Source organism: Leifsonia sp. SIMBA_070, from assembly GCF_046534635.1.
Lineage (GTDB): Bacteria > Actinomycetota > Actinomycetes > Actinomycetales > Microbacteriaceae > Leifsonia.
Map to the genome: position 1 here is coordinate 1,221,201 of NZ_JAWRYK010000001.1, position 24,536 is coordinate 1,245,736.

Here is a 24,536-nt window from a genome sequence, read left to right on the forward strand (position 1 = left end):
GTGCACCAGTGGGCACATTGCGGCCACCGCCCCGTTGCGTCGGATCCGAAATCGTATATCATTGCCGGATCGGAGCGCCGCTCCGGACAACGATGTCGCACCATTCCGGGAGTACACAACGATGAGCACATCCCCCTTCACACCCACCGGCAGCATCCGATCGCACACGGATCGCCGCCGGGTCGTCTTCGCCACGGTGATCGGCACCACCGTGGAGTGGTACGACTTCTTCATCTACGCGTCGGCCGCCGGGCTCGTCTTCGGCCAGCTGTTCTTCGCGCCGGCCGGCCCGCAGTTCGCAACCGTGCTGGCGTTCCTCACCGTCGGCGTGAGCTTCCTGTTCCGCCCGCTCGGCGCGTTCCTGGCCGGTCACTTCGGCGACCGCTACGGCCGGCGTCGCGTCCTCGTCGTGACGCTGATCCTGATGGGAGCCTCCACCGCCCTCGTCGGACTGCTGCCGACCTACGAGGCGATCGGTGTCGCTGCGCCCATCCTGCTCATCCTGCTGCGCGTCCTCCAGGGCATCTCGGCGGGAGGCGAGTGGGGCGGCGCGGTGCTCATGGCCGTGGAGCACGCCCCGACCGCACGGCGCGGCCTGTTCGGCGCGTCGCCGCAGATCGGCGTCCCGCTCGGACTGCTGCTCGCCTCCGGCGCCATGGCGCTGATGACGCTGATCGCACCGGGCGACGCGTTCGTCGCCTGGGGCTGGCGCGTGCCGTTCCTGCTGTCCGTCGTCCTGATCCTGATCGGCTACTGGGTCCGCCGCCGCGTGGAGGAGAGCCCGGTGTTCACCGAGATCGCCGAGCGCCGCCAGCGCACCCGCATGCCGATCGTGCAGGTGTTCCGCAAGCACGCCCTCCTCGTCATCATCGCGGCGTTCGTCTTCGCCGGGAACAACGCGGTCGGCTACATGACGACCGGTGGCTACATCCAGAACTACGCGACCAACCCGGACGGTCCGCTGAAACTCGACCGCGGGCCCGTCCTGTGGGCTGTCGCAGCCTCCGCGGTGACGTGGCTCGCCGCGACGTGGTTCGCCGGCTGGATCAGCGACCGCATCGGCCGCCGTACGACCTACATCGTCGGGTGGATCCTGCAGCTCGTCGGCGTCTTCACCCTGTTCCCGCTGGTGAACACCGCGAACGTCGGGATGCTGTTCCTCGGCCTCGCCATCCTCACCATCGGTCTCGGCTTCACCTACGGGCCCCAGGCGGCGCTGTACTCGGAGCTGTTCCCTGCCTCCATCCGCTTCTCGGGGGTGTCGATCTCGTACGCGATCGGCGCGATCCTCGGCGGCGCCTTCGCGCCGACCATCGCCACCGCCCTGGTGCAGGCGACCGGGAGCACCCTGTCGGTGACCTGGTATCTCGCAGGGATGACCGTCCTCGGCCTGATCGCCACCCTGCTGCTGCGCGACCGGACGGGCATCCCGCTCGGCCCGGACCACGAGGCCGAGCAGGCGGTCAACCCGATCTACGGGGCCTCGCAGCACGTCGAGCCCGCACGCGACACGGTCCGGAGCTGAGGCGGAGCGGCGGTGTCGGCCGACCGGTCGACCCGACCGGTCGGCCGACGGTCAGGCCGCGATGAAGCGCAGCAGGTGCGGCGCGATCGCGTCGCCCGACACGTCGTGCGTCTGGCCGGCCACGATCTCGAACGTCCCGTCCTGGGCGCCGGAGGCCACTCCTTCGGCGCCCAGGCGCAGGAAGTCGGGCGTCTGCTCGCCGGCCAGGCCCAGCACGGGCACGGCGATCGCCTGCAGCAGCTCGTCCGGGATACGGCTGTCGCCCATGGCGGCGTCGTCGTAGGCGAGGGTCGGGGCCAGGGCGAGTGTCGCCTCCCAGGCGGGGGAGCGGCGCATCCCCTCGATGCCCGCCTCGGGAACGCCGACCCGTCGCAAGAACAGTTCGACCGCTGTGGCCCGGTCGCCGGCCGCGAGCGCATCCTGGAGCTGCCGCGTGTACGCCTCGGCGGACGGCAGCATCGGGTCAGGGAGGTAGGGCGGCTCGTAGACGGCGACCCTGGGCACCCGGGACGGCCCGAGAGCGGCGGTCGCCGCGAGCGCGAGTCCGCCGCCCGACGACATCCCGAACAGCGTCGCCGTGCCTCCGGCGACCTCGACCAGTGCCGCGATGTCCTCGATCTCGCGGGCTACGGCCGTGGCGCGCGCGGCCGGGTCGGCCAGCGCGTCCGTGCTCTCGCCGCGACCGCGCCGGTCGTACAGCACGACGCTCACCCGGTCGCGGAGGGCCGCGGCGATCGGCCGCATCGGCCCCGCGTCGCGGAAGCAGGACGCGCCGTCGACGAGGATCACAGCGGGGCCAACCCCGTCGACCTCGTAGCCGATGGTGCTTCCGTCAGAGGAGGTGAGGGTGCTCATGGGACGTCAGCGTATCCCCAACCGGTGTCATCGGCCCTGGCGCCGCCGCACTCCGAACCCGATCAGGACGCCGCCGCCGATCGCGACGAGCACTCCGGCGCCGCGGACCAGCCACTGCACATCGCCGGCTGCGGCATCCACCAGCAGCGGCCCCGCCAGGCCGACGACGACCAGCGCGATCCCGGCGATGAAGAACCACGGGGACCCGTTGGTGCGCTCGACCATGCGCCCGAGCCTACCGGCGCACGCCCTCCGCCGTCCCGGGCGCAGCCTCCGCCGAGTGGTGACAACATGTCGCAACTCGCCAGGAATAGGCGCATCTACTCACCACTCGGCGGCGTGCTGCACGGATGCTGCACGGATGCGCGCACGTATGCGGTACCCAGCGGGATTGAAGCGGGCCCCGCTAACGTTGTGGTCCGTATGCGCACCGAAACCGTCCTCGACACCGCCGCCCTCCGCGCGGACTTCCCGATCCTCGCCCGCGAGGTCAACGGGCGCCCGTTCGTGTATCTGGACTCGGGCGCGACCTCGCAGAAACCGCGGCAGGTCCTCGACGCGGAGCGGGCGTTCGCCGAGCAGTACACCTCCGCCGTGCACCGGGGAGCGCACACGGTCGCGGGCGAGGCGACCGAGTTGTTCGAGGCGGCCAGGGCCCGCGTCGCCTGGTTCGTCGGGGCAGAACCCGAGCAGCTGGTCTGGACGTCCAATGCGACCGAGGGGATCAACCTCCTCGCGTACGGGATGTCGAACGCGTCCCTCGGGCGTGGCGGCGCCGCGGCGGAGCGCTTCCGCCTGGGAGCCGGCGACGAGATCGTGGTGACCGAGGCCGAGCACCACGCCAACCTCATCCCCTGGCAGGAGCTGGCGGCACGCACCGGGGCCGGCCTCCGGGTGATCGGGGTCGGCGACGACGGGATGCTGCGGCTCGACCAGGCGGCCGAGCTGATCGGTCCGCGCACGAAGGTCGTCGCGTTCGCGCACGTCTCCAACGTGCTCGGCGGCATCAACCCGGTCGCCGAGCTGGTCGCGCTCGCGCACGCGGTCGGCGCGCTGGTGGTGCTGGACGCCTGCCAGTCCGTCCCGCACCTCCCCGTGGACTTCGCGGCGCTCGACGTGGACTTCGCCGTCTTCTCGGGGCACAAGATGCTCGGCCCCACCGGCGTCGGCGCCCTCTACGGCCGCAGCGAGCTGCTGAACGCGCTGCCGCCGTTCCTCACCGGCGGGTCGATGATCACGCAAGTCACGCTCGAAGGCGCCGAGTACCTCCCGGCGCCGCAGCGGTTCGAGGCCGGAACCCAGCGGGTCTCGCAGGCCGTCGCCCTCGCGGCAGCGGTCGACTATCTCGACGCGGTCGGCATGCCGCAGATCGAGGCGCACGAGGAGGCCCTGGGCGAGCGGCTGCTCGCAGGACTCGGCGAGCTCGAGGGCGTCCGCATCCTCGGCCCCGGCCCGGGAATCCCGCGGGTCGGGCTGGCCAGCGTGGTTGTGGAGGGCATCCACGCGCACGACGTCGGTCAGTTCCTGGACGACCGCGGCATCGCGGTCCGTGTCGGCCACCACTGCGCGCAGCCGGTGCACCGCCGGTTCGGTGCGACGGCGAGCACGCGCATCAGCACGTACCTCTACAACACGGCCGACGAGGTGGATGCGGCGGTCCAGGCGATCGCGGACTCCCGCGTCTTCTTCGGTGTGGCGGGCGCAACGACGGGAGTCAGCCGATGAGCGACCTGCAGAACCTCTACCAGCAGGTGATCCTCGACCACGCGCGAGAGAAGCACGGCTTCGGCCTGACCGGCGACGAGGCGGCGGCCTCCCACCAGTTCAACCCGACCTGCGGCGACGAGGTCACGGTCGGCGTGCGGACGGCGCCCGACGGGCGCATCCTCTCGATCGGCTGGGAGGGGCACGGCTGCTCGATCTCGACGGCGTCCGCCTCGCTGCTGAGCGACCTCGTCGACGGGGTGGACAGGGAGCGGCTGGCCGCCTCCATCGGCGCCTTCCGCGAGCTGATGCACTCCAAGGGCGCCCTCGACGGCGATGAGGAACTGCTCGGCGACGCCGTCGCACTGGCCGGCGTCTCGAAGTACGTCACGCGCGTCAAGTGCGCGATGCTCCCGTGGGTCGCCCTCGAGGACGCGCTGCTCAAGTCCTCCTGACGCGCCCTCCCGCGGCCCGTCCGCGCCGCCGTCCTCGGCGCGCGTGCTTGCTCGCGAGTGCTGCCGCTCGTCACGATTGCCGCTGCGCGCGCAACAGCAATCGTGACAAAGGGCGGCACTCGCGAGTGGTGGGCACGTCGCTACGGCACGGGGGCGAGGTCCGCCTCGTCGGCGATCGCCTCCAATGCGCTCGGAAGTGACGGGAACGTGGTGCCGTAGACGAGCCCGGACGGGCCTGCGGCCGTCCACGCCTGCGCGCCCTTCGCCACCTTGCCCACCAGGTAGCGCTTGTGGCCGCCGAGCACCTGGCGCTGCGCGATCGGCAGGGTCAACGGGAACGCGTAGACGTCGCCCTGGGGAGTGACGACCAGCTCCCAGCGGGCCCGCCCCGGGTTGAACTTGCTCGTGAAGATGCGCGACATGATCGACCGTTTGTACCGCGCCGCCGCTCGCGGCCGCCATGAAGATGACGACCTGTTGCGAAAGCCTGCGCCGCGTTACGCGGGGGTCGCGCTCGCGCGGAATCCGGTCGGGTCAGGGCTCCAGCCGTGCGAGCCACGCGGTCAGGATGCGCTCCAGGGCCGCCGCGTCCGCCGGATCGAGCTCGTCGACGAGGCGGCTCTCGTTGGCCAGGTGGTCGGTGAACGCCGCGTCGATGACCGCGCGACCCCGGTCGGTGAGGGCGATGACCCTCCGTCGGCCGTCTCCCTCGGATGCTCGACGGGTGACGAGCCCTGCGCCTTCCAGCCGGTCGATGCGCTTGGTCATGCCGCCGGTCGTGATCATCGTGTGCTCGGCGAGTTCTCCGGCCGTGCGCTCGTACGGCGCCCCCGCCCGCCGCAGGGTGGCCAGGACGTCGAAGTCCCCTTCCGCGAGTCCGTGGGCCTCGTAGACGGCCGTCAGCTCGCCCGTCAGCCGCAGGGCGACCCGGTGCAGCCGGCCGATGACGCCCTGGGGGGAGGCGTCGAGGTCGGGGCGCTCGCGCCTCCATTCGGCTTGGATGCGGGCGACGGCGTCGGGTGTGCTGTCCATCCCTTCACAATACCTTCCGGGGAAGCTATATTGTCTTCCATGGAAGATAATAAGTCGGGTGTTGGATGGCGTGGGCTGCCGGCGACCTGGATGATGGTGACGGCCATCGCCCCGATCGCGTGGGGCTCGACCTACGTCGTCACGAAGGCCGTACTGCCCGACGAGCCGCTGTGGGGCGCCGTCATCCGTGCTCTGCCGGCCGGGCTGCTGCTGCTCGCGCTCGGGAGGCGGCGCCCGCGCGGAGCCTGGTGGTGGCGGTCGGCGCTGCTGGGCGTGCTCAACACGGGCGGCTTCTTCGCGCTCGTCTACGCCGTCGCCCAGCGGCTGCCCTCCGGGGTGGCGGCGACGGTGATGGCCGCGTCGCCGCTGGCGATGATGGCCGCGGGGCGGATCATCCTCGGCCAGCGTCCCCGTGTCCTGGCTCTGCTCGGCGGGGCGGCTGGGATCGCAGGCGTCGCGCTGATGCTGTTCGGCGGGGACGGTTCGGTCGATCTGTTCGGCATCCTGCTCGCGGCAGTGGCCCTGGTCGCGTCGGCCACCGGCTACGCTCTCGCCACCCGCTGGGGAGCCGTCGACCTGATCTCCTCCACCTCCTGGCAGCTGCTCGCCGGCGGCCTCCTCGTGCTCCCCATCGCCCTGATGGTGGAGGGAGCACCACCTGTGCTCGATGGACCGGCCATCGCGGGCTTCGCCTACGTGACCGTGGTGGCGACCGCTCTCGCCTTCGTGGCGTGGTTCGCCGGCTTGCGCCACCTCCCCGCCGGGACGGTCGGCCTCATCGGGCTCCTGAACCCCGTCACCGGCGTCGTCCTCGGCGCGTTGGTCGCCGCCGAGGCGCTGACCGTGCGGCAGCTGCTCGGGCTCGCGATCGTCCTTGCGGGCATCGCGCTCGGCCAGGTGCGGCGCGGAGGTCGGAGCGCAGCGCGTCAGTCGCCGAGCGACTCCAGGAAGCTGCGGGTCGGGGCGAAGAAGGTGCTTCCCGTCGCCGCGGTGGAGAAGTCGAGGATGCGGTCGTAGCTGCCTGCGGGATCGCCGACGAACATCCGCTCCAGCATCCGCTCGATCACCCAGAGCGCGCGCGAGTAGCCGATGAAGTACGTGCCGAACTCCCCGTGCCCCGGTCGGCCGAACGGCATGTTGTCGCGCAGGATCTCGTGCTCCACGCCCGCCTCGTCGACGATCGTGGCGAGGGTCTTGTGCGACTTCTGCCCGTGCTCGGCGTCGGGGAGCTCGATGTTCTCCACCTTGGTGCGCCCGATCACGCCCTCTTGCGAGGGAACGGGGAGCCGGCTCCAGCTGCCCAGGTCGTGCAGGTACTTCTGCACGACGACGTAGCTGCCGCCCGCGTGGTCGGGGTCCTCGTCGCCGACCGTCGTCGCGTCGGCCATGTCGCCGCCCGCGGGGTTCGCGGTGCCGTCGACGAAGCCGAGGAGGTCGCGGGCGTCGAAGTAGCGGAAACCGGTCACCTCGTCCACCACCTGCACGGCGTCGCCGAGGGCGTCGAGCAGCTGGCGCTCCAGTTCGAAGGTGAAGTCGCCGCGTTCCGCCCGGATGTGGAAGAGCAGGTCGCCCGGTGTCGAGACCGCCGTGTGCACCGGGCCCGCGATCTCCTGGAATGGGTGGAGTTCTCGCGGCGGCGTCGTCTCGGTCAGCCGCGACCACAGCTGCGCGCCGATGCCGACATTGCAGGAGAGGCGGGCGCCGAGGTCGCGGAAGCCCACCGTCTTGACCTGGTCGGTGATGCCGCCGAGCACGCCCTTGACCGTGGCGAGCGCCTCCGGGGTGTCCTCGACGGTCACCACCAGGAAGACCGCCGCGCGCGAGAGCGGCGCGTCGACGCTCTGCGGGTCGATGGGGACGCGCTGCCAGGGCTGGTCGCCGGTGTTCGCCATGAGGTCATGCTGCCGTACGCGCGTGCCCCATCGCCACTCCGGGCTGGTAGACGGCCGGCCGACTCCTGGGCCGGCCGACTCCTGGGCCGGCCGACTCTAGGCTGGAGGGATGACCCTCCCCAGCACCGACACCGTCGTCACCTACCCGGACGGCGACCTCGCCTCCTCCGGTACGGTCGTTCACCTGCAGCCGCTGCCCGACGGGCGCACGGCGGTCGTGCTCGACCGGACCGCGTTCCACCCGGTCGACCCGGTGTGGCCGGATCAGCCGGCCGACGCGGGGGAGTTGCGGACGGCCGAGGCGACCTACCCGATCGTGGACGCGGTCGTCGGCGCGACCGACGGCGAGACGCTGCACGTCGGCGACGCACCGGTCCGAACCGGGACGGAGGGCTGGGCGTTCGTGGTCTGCCACCTGGTGGACGACGCGACCGGACTGCGGGAGGGTGCGGCGGTCGACGTCAGCGTGGATCCCGAGCGGCGCCGCGCGCTCTCCGCCGGCCACACCGCGTGTCATCTGGCGTCGCTGGCCCTCAACGACGCCCTCGCGCCGCTCTGGACCAAGGAGGCGCCCGCGGATGGACGGGGCCGGCCGAACTTCGACCAGCTCGCGATCACCACCTCCCGCATCCTCCCGGACGGGTCGCTCGACGAGTACCGGATCGGCAAGAGCCTGCGGAAGAAGGGCTTCGCCGCCGCCGAGCTGGCCTCCCGGCTCGACGAGGTGTCGGCCCTCGCCGACGAGGTGCTCGCCGGCTGGGTGGCGACCGGAGCGCCGGTCGGCATCGTGCGCGACCCCGACGGCGACACCGACGGCATGCGCCTGGGCGACCGCCGCCGCTGGCGCGCCGAGCTCCCGGAAGGCGTCGTCGAGATCCCGTGCGGCGGGACTCACCTGCACTCGCTGGCCGAGCTGTCGGCCGTCACCATCGCGCTCGAACTGACAGAGGCGGAGGGTGCGCTGGCGCTCGGCATGAGGACGACGGCCCTGCCGGCCTGACAGGCGGCGCCGACCCGAACCGAGCCCGGGCTGAGACTCAGTGGGGGAGGAACGGCAGCGCCACCGCCACGACGGCGAGCGCGCCCGCCAGCCCCCAGCCGAGGCGGACCCACTGCGCGCTCCGGACCTCGCGCTCGATGACTTCGAAGCGCTCCACCGTCTCAGCCGACGGTGCGACCGGCCGCCAGGTCGCGGGGTCGTCGAACAGGGCGGCCGCTCGCGCGACCGTGTCCGCATCCAGCCGGGGAGGGCGTCGCGACAGCCCGCGCACCAGGCCCTCTGCGCGCAGCACGGTCGCCCGGGCCGGCGGCTGCCGGAGCCGCAGCTCCTTCGCGCCCACCACCACGATCACCGGCTCCACGGGAGCCTCGATGCCCGCTCGCATCAGCAGCCCGCGCACTCGCGACGCCTCCAGGTCGGCGTTCCGCAGGTACGGCTGCTTGCTGCCGCCGACGTAGACGGCGCGCTCGTACACGGTCACCCGCGCACCGCGGTGGTGCTTCGTGTTGATCACGAAGACGCCGCCAGGGCCGACGACCAGATGGTCGACGTCGGACTCGCCGGAGCCGACCGGAACCGCATGGAACGCAGACCAGCCGCCCGGCAACCTGCTCAGCAGGGCGCCGACCTCCCGCTCACCGAGAGCTCCGGTGAACCACGGCTGGGCGTCGTCGATCAGCGGGCCGACACCGAGTGCGCGGGCCAGCGGGGAGCGGGGAGGCGCCGCCTCCTGCAGCCGCACCACCTGCTCCATCACCGCCGCGCCGGGGGCCCGGTCGCGCATCCGCTGTCCGCTCACCCGCCAACCGTACAGAGCGGCCGGCCTGCGCCCCAGTCCCCAGTCGGGGACGGCCTGCGGAGGCTACCCCTGTTCCGGGGACCGGTGGGTGCGCGGCAGCTCGTCGTCGCTCGGGAGACGCTCCTCGAGCGACTCGTTGTGCTCGGCGACGGCGTCCAGCCGGTCGTCGGCGGTGTCGCCGAGGTCGTCGACGGCTTCGGTCAGCTCGTCGGCGTCGCGGGGCTCTGCAGTGTCGTCCGGTCGATCGGTCATGCGCCGCACTGTACGCCGCGTCAGACCTGGATGCTGACCTCGTACACCTGATCGGTCGGGTGCCCCGCACGCTCGTGGATGCGCATCAGCGCCTCCTTCGACGGTCCGGTCGACAGGCAGAACACCTTGCCGCTTTCCGGGTCGAGCCACGCGCGCTCGATGTGGACGCCCTCCTCGCCCTCGATCGCCGCGTCGGCGTCGTGCGCCTCCTGCAGCTCGTCATGAGTGACTCCGACGAATCCGTCGTGGACGTCGATGAATGTAGCCATGATCGGCTCCTTTCTCTCTTCTCGAATACTGCGTCCCTTGGCGCGCAACGGCATCGGTCGTCCTGCCGATCCCGGTCGGATCGCCTGCCCGTCGGTGCGCGCCCGGCGCTACACTTCGCGCATGAACGCGGGGTCGCCGCCGAGGAGCGGCGCGGTGCGGGTCTGCCCGCTTTTCGTCGGACGCGAGGACGAACTGGCCTCGGCGCTTCAGCGCCGGGCGGAAGCCGCGTCGGGCCGGGGTGGCATGCTCCTCATCGGCGGGGAGGCGGGCATCGGGAAGTCGCGGCTGATGGACGAGCTGACGCTCGGGGCCGGCGGCCGGACGGCGCACGCGGAATCGTTCGCGCGGGACAGGCAGACTCCAGGGCTGCTCCTGCTCGGGATCGCCGCCGGGCTCCGCGAGACCGGCGACGACGCCTCCTCCGAGCTGCTGCGATCGCTCGTGACCGGCGCCGCCGAGCATCCCGACGCGGCCGGGGTCGCGCGGCGGTTGCTGGTGGCCGACCTGGTCACCGCGCTGGTGGATGCGCTGAGGGTCCCGCTCCTGCTCCGCATCGAGGACCTGCACTGGTCCGATCAGCTGAGCCTCGACGTTCTGCGCCGCGTGTCGGTGCACCTCCCGGAGCTTCCCTCGTTCGTCGTGGGGACCTACCGGACGGAGGAGTCCGACGCCGATCCCGACTTCACGGCCTGGCGGATCGATCTGGTGGCGCATCGGCACGCCGAGGAGGTCCTGCTGACGCGGCTGGACCAGGAGGGGACGCGGCGGATGCTCGCGTCCATCCGGGGGACGGAGCCCGCCGAGGACGACGTGGACCGGATGCAGGCGGCCGCCGACGGCATCCCGCTGCATGTGGAGGAGCTGGTGGCGACGGGCGTCGGCGACGTGCCGGAGACGGTCGGAGAGGCGGTCCTGGTGCGCAGAGAGCGGCTCTCACCGGACGCGGCCCTCGTCCTCTCGGCGGCCGCGGTGATCGGGCGCCGCTTCGACGCACCCCTGCTCGCTGTCGTCCTGGGCGAGGCGTTCGCGGGGGAGGAACCGGATCGTCCCCGGATCGACGCGGCGATCGACGAGCTCATCGCCCAGCACTTCGTCGTCCCGTCCGGGCCGTCGTTCGACTTCCGCCATGCGCTGATCCGGGACGCCGTCTACTCCGCCCTGCCGCGAGGCGACCGCCGCGCGATGCACGCCCGCGTCGCCGTGGGTGCGGACGGCCTCCCCGACGCGGTCCTGTCCCTCCACAGCGAGCGCGCGGGCCGAGCGGACGAAGCGTACGAGCGCGCCCTCCGCGCGGCGGACCGCGCCGCCGCGCTGTCCGCCCACCGGGAAGCCGTGCAGCTCTACCGCCGCGCGGAGCGCACGGTCCCGTCCGGGACGCCTCCGGCGGAACGCGCTCGGCTGCACCGGTCGCTCGGGGCCGAGCTCGCGGCCGCCGACGCCAACGACGAGGCCGAACGGGAGTTCGTACGCGCCATCGAGCTGTTCCGGGAGGCCGACGAGCCGATCGAGGCAGCCTCCGTCGTCCCCGCCCTCGTCGCGGCGCGGCACCTGCTCGGCGCGGGGTACGACGCGCGGGTGAGCGAGTTGCTACGCGCGCTCGACTGGATGGATGGGGCCGACGTCCCGCCGGCCGCGACGCTCGCGCGCGGTCGCCTCCTGTCGGCGCTCGCCGCTGCGGCCATGCTCGACCGCCGACTGGACGAATCGCTGGCCTACGCCGGTCAAGCCAGACCCCTCCTGCCGGACGGGGCGCCAGAACGCTTCGATCTGGAGGCCACCCGCGGATCCGACCTCGTGTTCTCGGGGGCCGGAGAACCGGGCTGGACCGTGCTCGTCGGAGCGGCGGCCGGGGCAGCGGCAGCACGCCTCGAAGCTCAGGCGGCACGCGCCTACCGCATGCTGGCATCGAGCGCATCGGTGCTGCTCCAGTACGAACGCGGCGACCGCTGGCTGCGGGAGGGCATCGAGTACGCCACGCGGATCGAGCGCTGGAACGACGCCCACTACCTGATGGCGCACCTCGCGCACGTCCGCTGGGCTACCGGTGATCTGGCGGAGGCCGAGCGGCTCGCCGAGCGTGCTCTCGCCGACGGCCGTGGAGGCATCACGACCGAGATCACCGCTCTGCACGTCCTGGGGTATGTCGCCATCGCGCGCGCCGACGCGCCCGCAGCGGAAGCTTCGCTCTCGCGCGCGGCGGAGCTGGGGGAGCGGATGAACGAACTGCAACGGCTGTCGCCGGCCCTCTGGGGGCTCGCCGAGACGGCGCTCCTCCGGGCTGATCCGGTGCGTGCTGCCGAGCTGTCCGAGCGGGGGCTCGCGGAGTCGGCGCGGGTGGAGGATGCCGCGTACCTGTTCCCGTTCGCGGTGACCGGCACGCGGGCGATCCTCGAGCTCGACGGCCCGACTGCGGCCCGCGACTGGCTCGCACGCGTCACAGAACTCCTGCGCAAGCGGGGTATCCCCGGCACCGAGAATGCCATCGTGCACGCGGAGGGCCTGATCGCGCTGCGCGAGCGGAGGCTGACGGCGGCTAAGGAGGCGCTGGCCGCTGCGTCGACGGGATGGTCCGGGCTCGGCCGGTGGTGGGAGGGGATGCAGTCCCTGCTCGACGGGGCGGAGGCCGCCCGTCGCACGCGCGGCCCCGCGGAGGCCGCCGAGCTGGTCGGCCGCGCACGGGCGGCTGCCGTGGGTGCGGGCGCCACGGCCCTGATCGAGCGGTCGGAACGGCTTCAGCGCCGGCTGTCGGAGGGCGTGGAGGCGGGGGTCCTGTCCGCGCGCGAGCAGGAGGTGGCGCACCTGGTCGCCGCCGGCTGCACCAACCGCGACATCGGTGCCAGCCTGCACATCGCCCCCAAGACGGTCGCGACGCACGTCGAGCACATCCTGGCGAAGCTCGGGGCGTCCCGCCGCGCCGAGATCGCGGCGTGGGACGCGGGTCAGCCCGGGCCACGGGCTCCGGTTCCCCCGCATGCGCCCGTTCCGACCCACCCGCGCGGCGAGGGATAGCATGCAGAGCATGAGCCGCATCGAAACCGGGATCGTCTCCTACACCGTCTCCGGCGACTACCTCGCCCGCGTCGGCGCCGACTTCGACACGGAGGCGGTCGACGACGCCATCCTCGCCGAACTCAACAGGATGCTCCCCGAGGGCATCGTTGTGGAGCGCAGCGGACGCGTCCTGGCCGAGGAGGAGCTGGCCGACCGGGCGCGCTCGCTCGACTGGGACGAGTTGCTGAGCCGCATCGACGTCGACCAGATCCTCGCAGAGCACGGGCGCTGATCCGTTTCTCGCGGGCACGGGCGCTTCTGTGTGAGCGCGTCATTGTGAGTGCGTCAGCCCGTCAGCGTGACCGCTTGACCGCGTCGTAGGCGGCGAGCGCCGCGCGCCGGGTCTCCTTCAGGTCGACGATCGGCGCCGGGTAGTCCGGAGTGTCCCATTCCGGGACGAACCGGCGGACGTAGTCCCCACGCGGGTCGAACTTCTCGCGCTGCAGTTCGGGGTTGAACACACGGAAGTACGGCGCCGCGTCCGCCCCGCTGCCCGCCACCCACTGCCAGTTGAACGGGTTGTTGGCGGGGTCGGCATCCACCAGCGTGTCCCAGAACCACTGCTCGCCGTGCCGCCAGTCGACGAGCAGGTTCTTGATGAGGAACGACGCCGTCACCATGCGCACCCGGTTGTGCATGACTCCGGTTCTCCACAGTTCCCGCATCCCCGCGTCCACCAGCGGGATGCCGGTGCGACCCTGGTGCCAGGCCCTCAGCGCGGAGCGATCCAGCGGGGGCCACGGAAAGGAGTCGTACTCGCGATGGATGTTCACGGTCGCCAGATCCGGATGCTCGAACAGCGTGTGATAGGCGAATTCCCGCCATCCGAGCTCCGACTGGAACGTGGCGAGCGCTTCGGCCGCCGGGCGGTCTCTGCGGTCGTTCGCTGCGTGCCAGACCTGGTGCGGGCTCAGCTCACCCCAGCGAAGACGCGGAGAGAGCCGGGAGGTGGCATCGATACCCGGCACGTCCCGGCCTTCCCGATACGAGCCGAGGTCGTCCGCCAGAAAACGCTCCAGCTGATCGTGGGCGGCCTCCTCGCCCGGCTCCCACGTCTCGCGGAGGCCGTCGGCCCAGTCGGGTCGTGTAGGAAGCAGCCCCAGTTCGTCGAGCGTCGTCGCATCGCTCGCCTCCGGCGCGCGGGCTCCGCGCAGCCGTTGTGGAGCGGCAGCGGGTTTACGCGGCGGAGGCGCCGCCAGGCACGCGCGCCAGAACGGGGTGTACACCGAGAAGGGCGTGCCCTGGCCGGTGCGGATCGTCCACGGCTCGAAGAGCAGGTTCGCGCCGAAGCTGGCGGCCTCGAGTCCCTTCTCCCTTGCCGCCGATTTCACCGCCTGGTCGGTGGCCCGCTCCACGCCGCCGTAGCGCCGGTTCCAGAACACGGCGCCGGCACGCGACTCGCCGAGGAAGCGCTCGATGACGGGTTCGCCCTGTCCTCGCAGCACCGTCAGGCCGGCGCCGAGGCGCTCCAGCGACGCGGTCAGCGACGCGAGGCTGTGGTGCAGCCACCAGCGCGCCGCCGATCCCGGCGGGCGGAGCCCCGGAGTCTCCTCGTCCCAGACGAAGACGCAGAGCACCGGCCGGCCGGAGTCCGCGGCCGCACGGAGGGCCGGGTTGTCGGCGACACGCAGGTCGTCGCGGAACCAGACGACGGCAGGCCGGTCCTGCTCGTTCCCCGAGCTCACGATCGCGTGGGCTCAGAGATCGATGGAATCGCCCGGTTCGAGGGGATAGAAGGTGCCACCGTTCTGCTCCGTCGCCCACTTCAGGCGTGCGTTCGACATGTCCTTGCCGCCGCGCGACAGCACCATCTCGTGGATGGGGAAGCTGCGCTTCGGCTTCACGGCGAGCACGTAGTCCATCGTCTCGGCGATCTTCATCCACGGAGCGCCGGCGGGCGCGGCGAGCACGTCGACCTCCACACCCTCGGGGATCGAGAAGGAGTCGCCCGCGTAGTACAGCGTGTCGTTCACCAGAACGCCCACGTTGTCCACGACGGGGATGCTTTCGTGGATGACCGCGTGGCGGCCGCCGAAGAAGCGCAGAGAGAACGGTCCGGCCTCAACGGAGTCGCCCGGGTGCACGACGGTGATGTCGAAGTCCGAAGCGGCCGCCGCGACGCCCTCCGGCGCGTAGATCGTCGCGTCGGGGGAGAGGTCCAGCACGCGGTTCAGCTGCTCGGGAGTCCAGTGGTCCGCGTGCTCGTGGGTGATGACCACCGCCACCGCGTCGGCGGTGTCGGTGAGCGGCGAGGTGAAGCTTCCCGGGTCGATGAACAGCTTGCGGCCGTCCTGTTCGAGGAGCAGGCCGGCGTGTTCGAACTTCGTGAGTCTCATGGGTCCACAAAATACCGGAAGAGATGCGCACACAAGCGCGCGGCGGTTGAGGAATATACCCCTGGGGGGTACTGTTGCGAGCGATATGGACGAGACGAACGAGCCCGCAATGGCGGCACCCCGCGAAGCCGGACACGACCACCACACCCACCACACCGGCGTGACCGACGCGCCGGTGGCGCACGGTCACGAGGGTCACCATGACCACGCAGAACACGACCACGGCGCGCACGATCACGAGGGTCACCAGGGCCACGCCGGTCACCAGGGCCACGCCGGTCACGACCACGGCGCCCACGACCACTCCGGCCATGCCGGCCACGACCCCGCGATCTTCCGCCGCAAGTTCTGGCTGACGCTGGTCCTGACCATCCCGACGCTGGTCTTCTCACAGGGACTGCAAGAGATCCTGGGCCTCGACGGCCCGCGCTTTCCCGGAAGCCAGTTCATCCCCGCCGTCTTCGGCGTCGTCATCTTCTTGTACGGCGGACTCGTCTTCCTCCGTGGGGCGGTGGACGAGCTGAAGGCGAAGCAGCCGGGAATGATGACCCTCATCTCGCTCGCCATCGTCGTCGCCTTCGGTTACAGCGTCGCGGTGACGCTCGGGCTGCCGGGCATGGACTTCTGGTGGGAGCTGGCCACGCTCATCCTGATCATGCTGCTCGGGCACTGGATCGAGATGTCGGCGGTGATGGGTGCGCAGGATGCCCTCGGCGAGCTGGCGAAGCTCCTGCCCGACACGGCAGAGCGCCTCTCGGACCCGCACGGGGAACCGGAGACGGTCGCCCTCGCCGAACTCCGCGTCGGAGATCTCGTGCGCGTCCGTCCCGGATCGGCGGTGCCTGCTGACGGCGAGATCGTCGACGGCCGGAGCGACGTCGACGAGTCGCTGCTGACGGGCGAGTCCCGGCCGGTCACCCGGGGACCGGGGGAGCAGGTCGTCGCCGGCAGCATCTCCGGAAGCGGATCGCTGGTCGTGCGTGTCGGCCGCACGGGCGGCGACACGGCACTCGCGGGCATCATGAAGCTCGTCGCCGATGCGCAGGCCAGCAAGTCCGGCGCGCAGGTGCTCGCCGACCGCGCCGCAGCCTGGCTCTTCTACGTCGCGCTCGCCGTCGCGATCGTGACGCTCGTCGTGTGGACGATCGTCCGCCCCGGCGATCCGGCGTTCATCCTGGAGCGGGTCGTCACCGTGCTGATCATCGCCTGCCCGCACGCGCTCGGACTCGCCATCCCGCTGGTCGCCCAGATCTCCACAGCGCTCGGCGCGCGGAAGGGTCTCCTGATCCGCGACCGCCACGCCATGGAGGATGCCCGCCGCATCGACGTCGTGCTGTTCGACAAGACCGGCACCCTCACCGAGGGGCGGCAGGGAGTCGCAGCCGTGGTCGCCGCCGACAGGGATGGTGAGGATGCCGAGCAGACCCTCCTGGCTCTGGCGGCCGCCGTCGAAGCACCCGCTGAGCACCCGATCGGGGCGGCCATCGTCCGCGAGGCACGCAGCAGAGGACTCGCCATCGCACCCGTGTCCGGCTTCGAGGCGCTCGGTGGGCGAGGCGCGTCGGCCACCGTGAACGGCGACGTCGTGACCGTCGGCGCCCCCCGTCTTCTGGCCGAGCGCGGACTCTCCGCACCCGCGCACCTGTCGGAGGCGGCGGAGCACGCGGGCAGCCAGGGCCAGACGGTCGTGTACGTGCTGGACGGCGACCGCGTGCTCGGGCTGATCGCGCTCGCGGACGTTGTCCGGCCCGAATCGCAGGAGGCCGTCCGCGCGCTGCGCGACCGCGGCATCCGCGTGGCCATGCTGACCGGCGACTCCCGTGCCGTGGCCGACAGCGTCTCCTCCCAGCTCGGCATCGAGGAGGTGTTCGCGGAGGTTCTCCCTGGGGACAAGTCGGGGACGGTGGCGCGGCTGCAGTCGGACGGCTCCCGGGTCGCGATGGTCGGCGACGGCGTCAACGACGCGCCCGCTCTCGCCCAGGCGGATGTCGGCATCGCGATCGGCGCGGGCACGGATGTGGCGATCGAGTCGGCAGGGGTGGTGCTCGCCGCAAGCGACCCGCGTGGTGTGGCCGCCGTCATCACGCTGTCGCGCGCCACGTACCGGAAGATGCTGCAGAACCTCGCGTGGGCCACCGGCTACAACGTGATCGCGCTGCCTCTCGCGGCGGGCGTCGCCATCGGCGCAGGCATCGTCGTCTCGCCGGCGTTCGGGGCCGTGCTGATGTCGATCTCGACCATCGTCGTGGCGCTCAACGCCCAACTGCTCCGCCGCCTGAAGCTCTGACTCCGGGCGACAGCCTGCACTGCGGGCGCGCGCGCCGAACCGGCCGCGCGCCCCGCGTGTGTCATCATCGGGCACTGTGACCACAACTCCGCGGGCCGTGGTCGTCGCGGTCAATCCGATGGCCTCCTTCGGCCACCGCCGCGACGTCGGCCCCCGCGTCGTCGAACGGCTGCGCAACGCCGGACACCGGGTGGTCGTGATGGACGAGGCCAATATCGAGCTGCTCCGCCGCGAGACCGCGAAGGCCATCGCCGACGGAGCCGACGCGCTCGTGGTGGTGGGCGGCGACGGGATGGCGAACCTCGGCATCGACCTCGTGGCCGAGACGGACCTCCCTCTCGGGATCGTGCCGAGCGGCACCGGCAACGACCTCGCCGATGGCTTGGGCATCCCCATCCACGACACGGAGGCCGCGATCGACCTCCTGATCGCCGCGCTGGAGCGGGAGCCGCGACGCATCGACGCCGGGACCATCCGGCACGGGGAGCTCACCACCTGGTTCGGCTGCGTCGTCTCGGCCGGCTTCGACGCCACCGTGAACGAGCGCGCCAACCTGATGTCCCGCCCGCGCGGTCGCAGCCGCTACATCGTCGCACTGCTCCGGGAGCTGGCGACCCTGAAGGCGCGGCGGTACCGCATCCACGCCGACGGGCGCGTGCTCGAGGTGCAGGCGATGCTGGTCTCGGTCGCCAACAACCGGTCGCTGGGCGGTGGGATGCGCATCGCGCCGGACGCCGACCTCGCCGACGGTCGCCTGGACCTCTTCATCGTCGAGCGCATGTCGCGTCTACGTTTCCTCCGCATGTTCCCGAAGGTCTTCCGCGGCGAGCACACCACGCTGCCGGAGGTCACGCTGCTCCCGGTGAGCAGCGCCCGCATCGAGGCGGACGGCGTGATCGCCTACGCCGACGGGGAGCGGATCGGGCCTCTTCCGATCGACGTTTCGGTCGTCCCCGGCGCCCTCCGGGTGCTCGCTTGAGGCACCTCCACGAACCTGCTGCGACGCGCCCGGGAGTCCGGGGCCGTTTTGGCACCCCGACCCCATCTGTGGCATGATCTTCTAGTTGCCAGACGGCCCCATCGTCTAGCGGCCTAGGACGTCGCCCTCTCACGGCGGTAACGCGGGTTCAAATCCCGCTGGGGTCACCATCGCCCGCTTCCCTCTGTCTGACAGGGGAAGCGGGCTTTTTCATGTGCTCGGCGCTCCGCCCTGCAGCACAGCCACTCGGGGCTTTCGTTCGAGATGGCGCAGGATGTCGACGCCTACCGTACCGCCAAGGCTGAGGATGATGGTGGCCGGGTCAGCCTGGCGAGCTCCGCGACAGCCTCGATCGGTGACGTACCGAATCGACTTCACGAACGCAGCAGCGAGACAGACTCGGAAGCTTCCGCGTTCGCTGACGCCTCCTGTCACAGCGCGATGACGCTGACCTGGTCCTTGCCGCGGTCCTTCGACCGGTACATCGCCTTGTCCGCCACGCGCAGCAGCTCCGGCCCGTCGAGGACGCGCGAACCGCCGGGCCGGTGGACTGTCACGCCGACGCTGGCGGTGATCGCGCGCTGCCATCCGTCGTCGTGGAGGGGCTGCTTGATCGCCACGCGGATGCGCTCGGCGATCGCCGCGGCCGCGTCGTGGTCGGTGTTCCGGCAGACGATGATGAACTCGTCGCCGCCGTAGCGGCAGACCAGGTCGTCGCCGCGCACGGCCGCGTTGAGCCGGGCGGCCACGAGCTTGAGCACGGTGTCGCCCGCCGTGTGGTCGAGCTCGTCGTTCACCGACTTGAAGTCGTCCAGGTCGACGAAGATCAGGGCGAGCGGCTCCTGCCGCTCGATCGCCTCCGTGACGCTCGCTGCGATGTGCGTGCGGAGCAGCACCCGGTTGGCGAGACCGGTCAGCGGATCGTGCAGCGCGATGGCCGCGAGCTGCGCCTGCAGCCGCAGACGTGCGACGGTCTGCGCGGCCTGGCGGCAGAGCGAGCGGAGCAGGTCGATGGCGTGGTCGTCGAGTTCGGGAGGCCGGGAGAAGTAGCAGGCCAGCGTCCCGATCGGCGCGCCGCCCTGCAGCAGCGGAGCAGTCAGCATCGAGTCGAGGCGCGCCGCCCGGAGGGCGGTCGCCGTCTCCGGGTGGTCCTGTCCGTCACGCACCGACCAGGTGACCACGGCGCCGGCCGCACCCGCCGCGACGGCCTCCGCGGGCAGCCCACCGGGCAGGAGATCCGGATCGAGGGGCACGCTGCCGCCCGCCAGGCGCGGGTGGCGGTCGTCGAGGAAGACGGCGGCTGCGGCCGCCCCCAGAGCCTCCTGGGCGCTCGCGGCGAGTGCGCCGGCCAGAAGCTCGACGGTGTCGCTCTCGCCGAAGGCGGTGGTGGCGTTCTGCAGGATGCGCGTCCGCGCCTCGGAGCTCTCGGCGATGCGACGCGCGGCCAGCAGCTGTCGCTCATAGTCCTGGCGGTGGCTCGCGTCGAACACGGCGACGTGGATCACCGGGGTGCCGTCCGCCTTGTCGACCACGGCGTTCACCAGCACCGGCAGCGCCGCCTCACGCGCAGTGCGGAACGCCAGAGCGACCTCCCTCACCTCACCCTGCAGGTGCAGGATCGGCAGGAACCGGGTCTCGTAGAAGATCTGGGCGCCGGGTTCGAGGAGGTCGGCGAGCGGAGTGCCGGTCAGTTCCTCCGCGCTCCAACCGGTCCACGAAGAGAAGGTGCCGTTGATGCGGACGATCCGGCCCTTCTCGGTCACCGTCAGGAGGCCGCACGGCGCCCGGTCGTAGAGATCGGCCGCGGAGACCGCCGGCACGGAAGCCGGCGTCTGCTCCGTCACAGACGGCTCCGGATGGCCTCCGCCAGCTCGTCCGGCCCGGACAGGTTGGGGCAGTGCCCGCTGGCGTCCAGCTGCACGAACTCGCTTCCGGCGATCTGCTGGTGCACGTACCGCCCGACCACCGTCGGGGCGATCGCATCCTCCGAGCACTGCAGCACGATCGTCGGGACCGTCACCTCCGCGAGGTCGACGCGGTTGTCCGAGAGGAAGGTCACCCGAGCGAAGTGGCCGGCGATGACCGGGTCGGTCCGGCAGAAGCTCGCGGTGAGCTCCGCGCCCACCTCCGGGCGGTCGGCGTTCCCCGCGATCACCGGGGCCATGACCTCCGACCAGCCCAGGTAGTTCACATCCAGCGCGTCCAGCAGCCCGTCGATGTCAGCACGGGTGAATCCGCCGAGGTAGTCGGCGTCGTCGATGTAGCGGGGCGACGGCCCGACCAGGACGAGGCGTCCGAATCGTTCGGGGGAGCGGTTGGCGGCGAGCACGCCGATCATGCTGCTGACCGAGTGCCCGACGAAGACGACATCGCGGAGGTCGAGGGCCTCCAGGATCTCCAGCACGTCGTCCGCATAGCCCTGGAGGGAGTCGTACTTGGCGCGGTCGTACGCGGACAGATCGGAGGAGCCCGCCCCGACGTGGTCGAAGACGATCACCCGGAAGTCCGCTTCGAAGTGCGGGACCACGCGGCTCCAGACCTCCTGGCTGCAGCCGAAGCCGTGGGCGAAGACGATCGGGCGTCCCGCCGGATTGCCGTACTCGTGCACGTTGTTGCGGCGAAGCGGGTCGACGGTCTCGATCGTCAGCGTCATCCACGGAGTCCCATCTGCTGTTCACACACCGATACGGGTGCGAGGACCGGTCCCTCCAGCGCTCTCCCGCCGTATCCGCACTGTGAGCCTACCGGCCGTCGGCTGAACGATCCCCGCTATCGCGTTCCTCGGTGCAGAGCCTGCCCCGGACCACCGACCCGGATAGGATGGTGGGAGCGAAGGGGAGTATCCCGGACGGTTCCTGCGGGCGGCGACGCGCGCAGCACCGGCGCTGCGCACGTCATCACGGCCCGCCATGGCGGCGGACCCGGGCGCAGGGGCACCGCGAGGTGCGGGAGAGACTTTCGGCCGTCGTCCGCGCCCTTCGAAAGGTTTCTTCCATGGAACTCGCCCTCCCCGCCTGGTTCGAGATCGGCTCCTTCGTCGTCCTCGGCCTGGTCCTGGCGTTCGACCTGCTGTACGTGTACAAGCGGCCGCACATCCCGAGCCCGCGCGAGTCGGCGCTGTGGGTGTCGTTCTACGTCGCCCTCGCCCTGGTCTTCGCGCTGCTCATGCTGACGATCGGGGATGCGGAGCACGCCGGGCAGTTCCTGGCCGGCTGGCTGACCGAGTACAGCCTCAGCATCGACAACCTGTTCGTCTTCGTCATCATCATGGCGAGGTTCAAGGTGCCCAGGAAGTACCAGCAGGAGGTGCTCATGGTGGGCATCATCCTGGCGCTGGTCTTCCGCGGCGTCTTCATCGTGCTCGGGGCGGGGCTCATCGCCAGCTTCAGCGCGATCTTCTACCTGTTCGGCGCCTTCCTGCTGTGGACGGCCTTCAACCAGGCGTTCGGCAACCACGACGACGAGGGCGGGGAGGACTCCTGGTTCATCCGTTTCGCCCGCCGGCACCTCAAGGTGTCCAGCCAGTACGAAGGCAACAAGCTGCGGACGACGGTCGCCGGCCGCCGGATGTTCACGCCGCTCATCATCGTCTTCCTGGCGCTCGGGACGACGGATCTGCTCTTCGCGCTGGACTCCATCCCGGCGATCTTCGGCATCACCCAGAGCCCGTTCATCGTCTTCACCGCCAACGTCTTCGCGCTGATGGGCCTGCGCCAGCTCTACTTCCTGCTCGGCCACCTGCTCGACAAGCTGGTGTACCTCAAGTACGGCATCGCGTTCATCCTCGCCTTCATCGGCGTGAAGCTGGTCTTCCATGCGATGCATGAGAACGAGCTGCCCTTCATCAACGGCGGCGAGCACATCGAGTGGGCTCCCGACATCAGCACGTGGACGTCTCTCGCGGTGATCGTCGGTGCGATGCTTGTCGCTACGATTGCAAGTCTGGTGAAGCTGCGGATGAGCGGCACCACCGTCGCCGCCGCCATCGACGGCGACGAGCCAGAACAGGACGACACCGACGCTGCGGCCGTCGACGGCATCCAGGAGGACCCCCGCACATGAGCTCTCTCGTCGGCGTGAGCGTCCGCAGCGACACGGGTGCGGTCCGGCACGTCAACGAGGACAGTGCTCTGGCGCAGGATCCCGTCTTCGTCGTCGCCGACGGCATGGGAGGTCACGCGCGCGGCGACCTGGCGAGCCGCACGGCGGTCGAGAGCCTGGCTCGCACGCTCCAGCCGGGGACCCGCCCGACTCCGGATGAGGTCGTCCGCGCGATCGACGAGGCCAACGCCGCCGTGCGCGCCCTGTCCGGCGCGGACGAGTCCGGCGCCGCGGTCGCAGGCACCACGCTCACGGGTGTCGTGCGGGTGAGGGTCCCCGAGCTCGCCGCCGAGCAGTGGATGGTCGTCAACGTCGGCGATTCGCGTGTCTACTCGTGGAACGGCCGCGATCTCCGGCAGCTGACGATCGACCACTCGGCGGTGCAGGAGCTGGTGGATGCCGGGCTCATCACCGAGGAGCAGGCGGCCGTCCATCCCGAGCGGAACGTCATCACACGGGCTCTGGGCGCCGAGGACTTCGTCGACACCGACAGTGTGCTCGTCCCCGAGGAGGGGCGGCAGATCTTCCTGGTGTGCTCGGACGGCCTGACGCGCGAATTGAGCGACCGCAGGATCGCCGAGATCCTGGCGGAGGCGCCCGCCGACCCGGCCGCGGCCCTCGTCGACGCGGCGAACGACGCCGGTGGCCACGACAACATCACCGTGATCGTGATTGAATCGGTGACCGGGGAGGACACGCAGGCCCCCGTCGACACGCGGGAACGCGCGGACGACGGCAGCGGTCGCGCGTTCGACGACACGCAGCCGAGGGAGTAGTTCGTCCGTGTTCGAGGTTCAGCAGGCGGCAGCAGGGGAGTGGGCGGTCGTCGCGGGCGGTGGACGGGCGTTGCTCGTCGCCGAGACCGATCCCGTCCGGCTCCGCGGCCTCCTCGTGGCCGTGCGTGCCGGGTTCGCCGAGACGCTCGACGGTCTCGTCGCGGCAGGCCTCAGCCGCACGCCGTCCTTCGCCTTGCTGGACGCCTCCGCCGAGACGGTGCTCCTCGCCGTGCGCGGAACGGCCGCCGCCACGGTGACCGAAGACGGCCGGGAGCGGTCCGTCCGCGCCACCGGGGTCTCGTCCTGGGTGGAGACGCAGCTGACCGGTGCGGAGACGGTCACCCTGGGCGACGGAGCGTCGCGCGACACGCTGCCGCTCGTGGAGGGCGTCGTGCGTTCATCAGGACTGGCCTGGTCCGCCGATGAGCGTGAGGAGGCGGGAGCCACCGTGGCCGCACCGCCGCGGCGCGAACGCGACACGGGACCGGTGGATGCCGTCGCCGCCGAGGCGATCGTGGCCGGCCCTGCTGTCGAGCCGTTCGCCGCCGCAGAGCCCGACGAGCACACGCGCGTCCCCGAGGCGACGCTCACCGAGGTCGCGGCCGCGTCCGCGCCGTCCGAGACCACCGGCTACGACCACCTGTTCGGCGCCACGATGGTGCGCAGCGTCGAGGAGGCGGCCGTCCGTCCGGAGGACGAGGAGGCCGCGCCCGCCCGCATCGACCTCCCCGGCTTCATCACCGACTCCTTCCCGCCCGCCGCCGGAAGCCTGGAGGGCGACCACGACGGCCTGACGATCATGAGCGGCGACCTCCCACGGCGCGGTGAGCCGACGGCGCCGGTGGAGACCCCCGAGTCCGAGCCGGTGCCCGAGCGCCAGCGCTTCGCGGTCCTGCTCTCCGACGGCCGGCGCGAGCCGCTGTCGGTGCCGGTCGTGGTCGGACGCGCGCCCAGCGTCTCCGCGGTTCCGTCGCTCCGCGGCGCGCGACCCGTCACCCTCACGACCGCCGAGGACGACATCTCGCGCTCGCACGTCGCCGTCGCCGTCGAGGGGGACAGCGTCGTGGTCACCGACCTGCACTCCCGCAACGGAACCATGGTGGTCCTTCCCGGCGCGTCGCCGCAGAAGCTGCGGAGCGGCGAGCCGACGACGGTCGTGCTGGGCACCGTCATCGACTTGGGAAGCGGCGCCACACTGACCGTCGAGGCCGCCGGATGAGGC

24 protein-coding genes and 1 tRNA gene are annotated in these 24,536 nt (G+C 71.4%); 13 read left to right on the top strand and 12 right to left on the bottom strand.

Annotation, left to right across the window (positions count from 1 at the left end; all coding sequences use genetic code 11):
* Nucleotides 1-121: 121 nt before the first annotated feature.
* The gene (locus SB754_RS05710) at nt 122-1,525 is read left to right on the top strand and encodes an MFS transporter (RefSeq protein WP_410781384.1); all 1,404 of its coding nucleotides are present in this window, start codon (nt 122-124) and stop codon (nt 1,523-1,525) included.
* Between the two features lie 51 nt (nt 1,526-1,576).
* Here SB754_RS05710 and SB754_RS05715 read toward each other — a convergent pair whose 3' ends face one another.
* The gene (locus SB754_RS05715) at nt 1,577-2,380 is read right to left on the bottom strand and encodes an alpha/beta fold hydrolase (protein ID WP_410781385.1); all 804 of its coding nucleotides are present in this window, start codon (nt 2,378-2,380) and stop codon (nt 1,577-1,579) included.
* Between the two features lie 27 nt (nt 2,381-2,407).
* A complete protein-coding gene (locus SB754_RS05720) occupies nt 2,408-2,605 on the bottom strand; it encodes a hypothetical protein (RefSeq protein ID WP_410781386.1) in 198 nt (65 codons plus the stop codon).
* Nucleotides 2,606-2,803: 198 nt separating this feature from the next.
* Between SB754_RS05720 and SB754_RS05725 the strand changes: the two genes are divergently transcribed.
* A complete protein-coding gene (locus SB754_RS05725) occupies nt 2,804-4,105 on the top strand; it encodes a SufS family cysteine desulfurase (protein WP_410781387.1) in 1,302 nt (433 codons plus the stop codon).
* A complete protein-coding gene (sufU, locus tag SB754_RS05730) occupies nt 4,102-4,539 on the top strand; it encodes a Fe-S cluster assembly sulfur transfer protein SufU (RefSeq protein WP_410781388.1) in 438 nt (145 codons plus the stop codon). Before SB754_RS05725 ends, sufU begins: the two co-directional genes overlap by 4 nt.
* Nucleotides 4,540-4,679: 140 nt before the next feature.
* Here the strand turns inward: sufU and SB754_RS05735 are convergent, their stop codons facing one another.
* On the bottom strand, nt 4,680-4,961 hold the full coding sequence (locus SB754_RS05735; RefSeq protein ID WP_410781389.1) for a hypothetical protein: 282 nt from the start codon (nt 4,959-4,961) through the stop codon (nt 4,680-4,682).
* Nucleotides 4,962-5,073: 112 nt separating this feature from the next.
* Nucleotides 5,074-5,571: a MarR family winged helix-turn-helix transcriptional regulator gene (locus SB754_RS05740; protein ID WP_410781390.1), complete on the bottom strand. Its 498-nt coding sequence runs from the start codon at nt 5,569-5,571 to the stop codon at nt 5,074-5,076.
* A gap of 39 nt (nt 5,572-5,610) precedes the next feature.
* On the opposite strand from SB754_RS05740, the gene SB754_RS05745 reads away from it, so the two are divergent.
* Complete coding sequence (locus SB754_RS05745; protein WP_410781391.1) at nt 5,611-6,588, top strand: DMT family transporter; 978 nt, start codon at nt 5,611-5,613, stop codon at nt 6,586-6,588.
* Here SB754_RS05745 and SB754_RS05750 read toward each other — a convergent pair.
* Nucleotides 6,498-7,463, bottom strand: coding sequence for a Dyp-type peroxidase (locus tag SB754_RS05750; protein ID WP_410781392.1), 966 nt, complete (start codon nt 7,461-7,463; stop codon nt 6,498-6,500). The genes SB754_RS05745 and SB754_RS05750 overlap by 91 nt on opposite strands.
* A gap of 109 nt (nt 7,464-7,572) precedes the next feature.
* Between SB754_RS05750 and SB754_RS05755 the strand changes: the two genes are divergently transcribed.
* Nucleotides 7,573-8,463 carry a metal-dependent hydrolase gene (locus SB754_RS05755; RefSeq protein ID WP_410781393.1) on the top strand — a complete coding sequence of 297 codons (891 nt, stop codon included), beginning with the start codon at nt 7,573-7,575 and terminating at the stop codon, nt 8,461-8,463.
* A 37-nt stretch (nt 8,464-8,500) separates the two neighbouring features.
* On the opposite strand, the gene SB754_RS05760 is transcribed toward SB754_RS05755, so the two are convergent.
* From SB754_RS05760 to SB754_RS05770, 3 genes are all read right to left on the bottom strand, one after another.
* Complete coding sequence (locus SB754_RS05760) at nt 8,501-9,262, bottom strand: nuclease-related domain-containing protein (RefSeq protein WP_410781394.1); 762 nt, start codon at nt 9,260-9,262, stop codon at nt 8,501-8,503.
* Between the two features lie 63 nt (nt 9,263-9,325).
* Nucleotides 9,326-9,514 carry a hypothetical protein gene (locus SB754_RS05765; protein WP_410781395.1) on the bottom strand — a complete coding sequence of 63 codons (189 nt, stop codon included), beginning with the start codon at nt 9,512-9,514 and terminating at the stop codon, nt 9,326-9,328.
* A gap of 20 nt (nt 9,515-9,534) precedes the next feature.
* Nucleotides 9,535-9,783: an SCO4226 family nickel-binding protein gene (locus SB754_RS05770; protein WP_410781396.1), complete on the bottom strand. Its 249-nt coding sequence runs from the start codon at nt 9,781-9,783 to the stop codon at nt 9,535-9,537.
* Between the two features lie 121 nt (nt 9,784-9,904).
* Between SB754_RS05770 and SB754_RS05775 the strand changes: the two genes are divergently transcribed.
* Nucleotides 9,905-12,793 carry a helix-turn-helix transcriptional regulator gene (locus SB754_RS05775; RefSeq protein WP_410781397.1) on the top strand — a complete coding sequence of 963 codons (2,889 nt, stop codon included), beginning with the start codon at nt 9,905-9,907 and terminating at the stop codon, nt 12,791-12,793.
* A 10-nt stretch (nt 12,794-12,803) separates the two neighbouring features.
* Nucleotides 12,804-13,067, top strand: coding sequence for a hypothetical protein (locus tag SB754_RS05780; RefSeq protein WP_410781398.1), 264 nt, complete (start codon nt 12,804-12,806; stop codon nt 13,065-13,067).
* 61 nt (nt 13,068-13,128) lie between these two features.
* On the opposite strand, the gene SB754_RS05785 is transcribed toward SB754_RS05780, so the two are convergent.
* Together SB754_RS05785 and SB754_RS05790 are read right to left on the bottom strand one after the other, a co-directional pair.
* Nucleotides 13,129-14,520, bottom strand: a complete 1,392-nt coding sequence (locus SB754_RS05785) for a cryptochrome/photolyase family protein (protein WP_410781399.1) — start codon at nt 14,518-14,520, stop codon at nt 13,129-13,131.
* Between the two features lie 12 nt (nt 14,521-14,532).
* Complete coding sequence (locus SB754_RS05790; RefSeq protein ID WP_410781400.1) at nt 14,533-15,171, bottom strand: MBL fold metallo-hydrolase; 639 nt, start codon at nt 15,169-15,171, stop codon at nt 14,533-14,535.
* A gap of 109 nt (nt 15,172-15,280) precedes the next feature.
* Between SB754_RS05790 and SB754_RS05795 the strand changes: the two genes are divergently transcribed.
* The 3 genes from SB754_RS05795 to SB754_RS05805 all read left to right on the top strand — a co-directional run bounded on the left by SB754_RS05795 (nt 15,281) and on the right by SB754_RS05805 (nt 18,607).
* Complete coding sequence (locus SB754_RS05795; protein ID WP_410781401.1) at nt 15,281-17,458, top strand: heavy metal translocating P-type ATPase; 2,178 nt, start codon at nt 15,281-15,283, stop codon at nt 17,456-17,458.
* A 76-nt stretch (nt 17,459-17,534) separates the two neighbouring features.
* Nucleotides 17,535-18,437 carry a YegS/Rv2252/BmrU family lipid kinase gene (locus tag SB754_RS05800; RefSeq protein WP_410781402.1) on the top strand — a complete coding sequence of 301 codons (903 nt, stop codon included), beginning with the start codon at nt 17,535-17,537 and terminating at the stop codon, nt 18,435-18,437.
* Between the two features lie 94 nt (nt 18,438-18,531).
* Nucleotides 18,532-18,607: transfer RNA gene (locus SB754_RS05805), tRNA-Glu, on the top strand.
* A gap of 261 nt (nt 18,608-18,868) precedes the next feature.
* Here SB754_RS05805 and SB754_RS05810 read toward each other — a convergent pair.
* Both SB754_RS05810 and SB754_RS05815 read right to left on the bottom strand, forming a co-directional pair.
* Entirely contained in the window at nt 18,869-20,281 is a 1,413-nt protein-coding gene (locus SB754_RS05810) for a diguanylate cyclase (protein WP_410781403.1), read from the bottom strand.
* On the bottom strand, nt 20,278-21,090 hold the full coding sequence (locus SB754_RS05815; protein WP_410781404.1) for an alpha/beta fold hydrolase: 813 nt from the start codon (nt 21,088-21,090) through the stop codon (nt 20,278-20,280). Before SB754_RS05815 ends, SB754_RS05810 begins: the two co-directional genes overlap by 4 nt.
* Before the next feature lie 341 nt (nt 21,091-21,431).
* Between SB754_RS05815 and SB754_RS05820 the strand changes: the two genes are divergently transcribed.
* Genes SB754_RS05820 through SB754_RS05830 form a run of 3 tightly spaced genes read left to right on the top strand, consistent with a single transcriptional unit; the run spans nt 21,432 to nt 24,533 of the window.
* Nucleotides 21,432-22,499 carry a TerC family protein gene (locus SB754_RS05820; RefSeq protein ID WP_410781405.1) on the top strand — a complete coding sequence of 356 codons (1,068 nt, stop codon included), beginning with the start codon at nt 21,432-21,434 and terminating at the stop codon, nt 22,497-22,499.
* The gene (locus SB754_RS05825; RefSeq protein ID WP_410781406.1) at nt 22,496-23,314 is read left to right on the top strand and encodes a PP2C family protein-serine/threonine phosphatase; all 819 of its coding nucleotides are present in this window, start codon (nt 22,496-22,498) and stop codon (nt 23,312-23,314) included. The genes SB754_RS05820 and SB754_RS05825 overlap by 4 nt, the downstream gene beginning before the upstream one ends.
* A 7-nt stretch (nt 23,315-23,321) precedes the next feature.
* Nucleotides 23,322-24,533, top strand: coding sequence for an FHA domain-containing protein (locus SB754_RS05830; protein WP_410781407.1), 1,212 nt, complete (start codon nt 23,322-23,324; stop codon nt 24,531-24,533).
* Nucleotides 24,534-24,536: the final 3 nt, after the last annotated feature.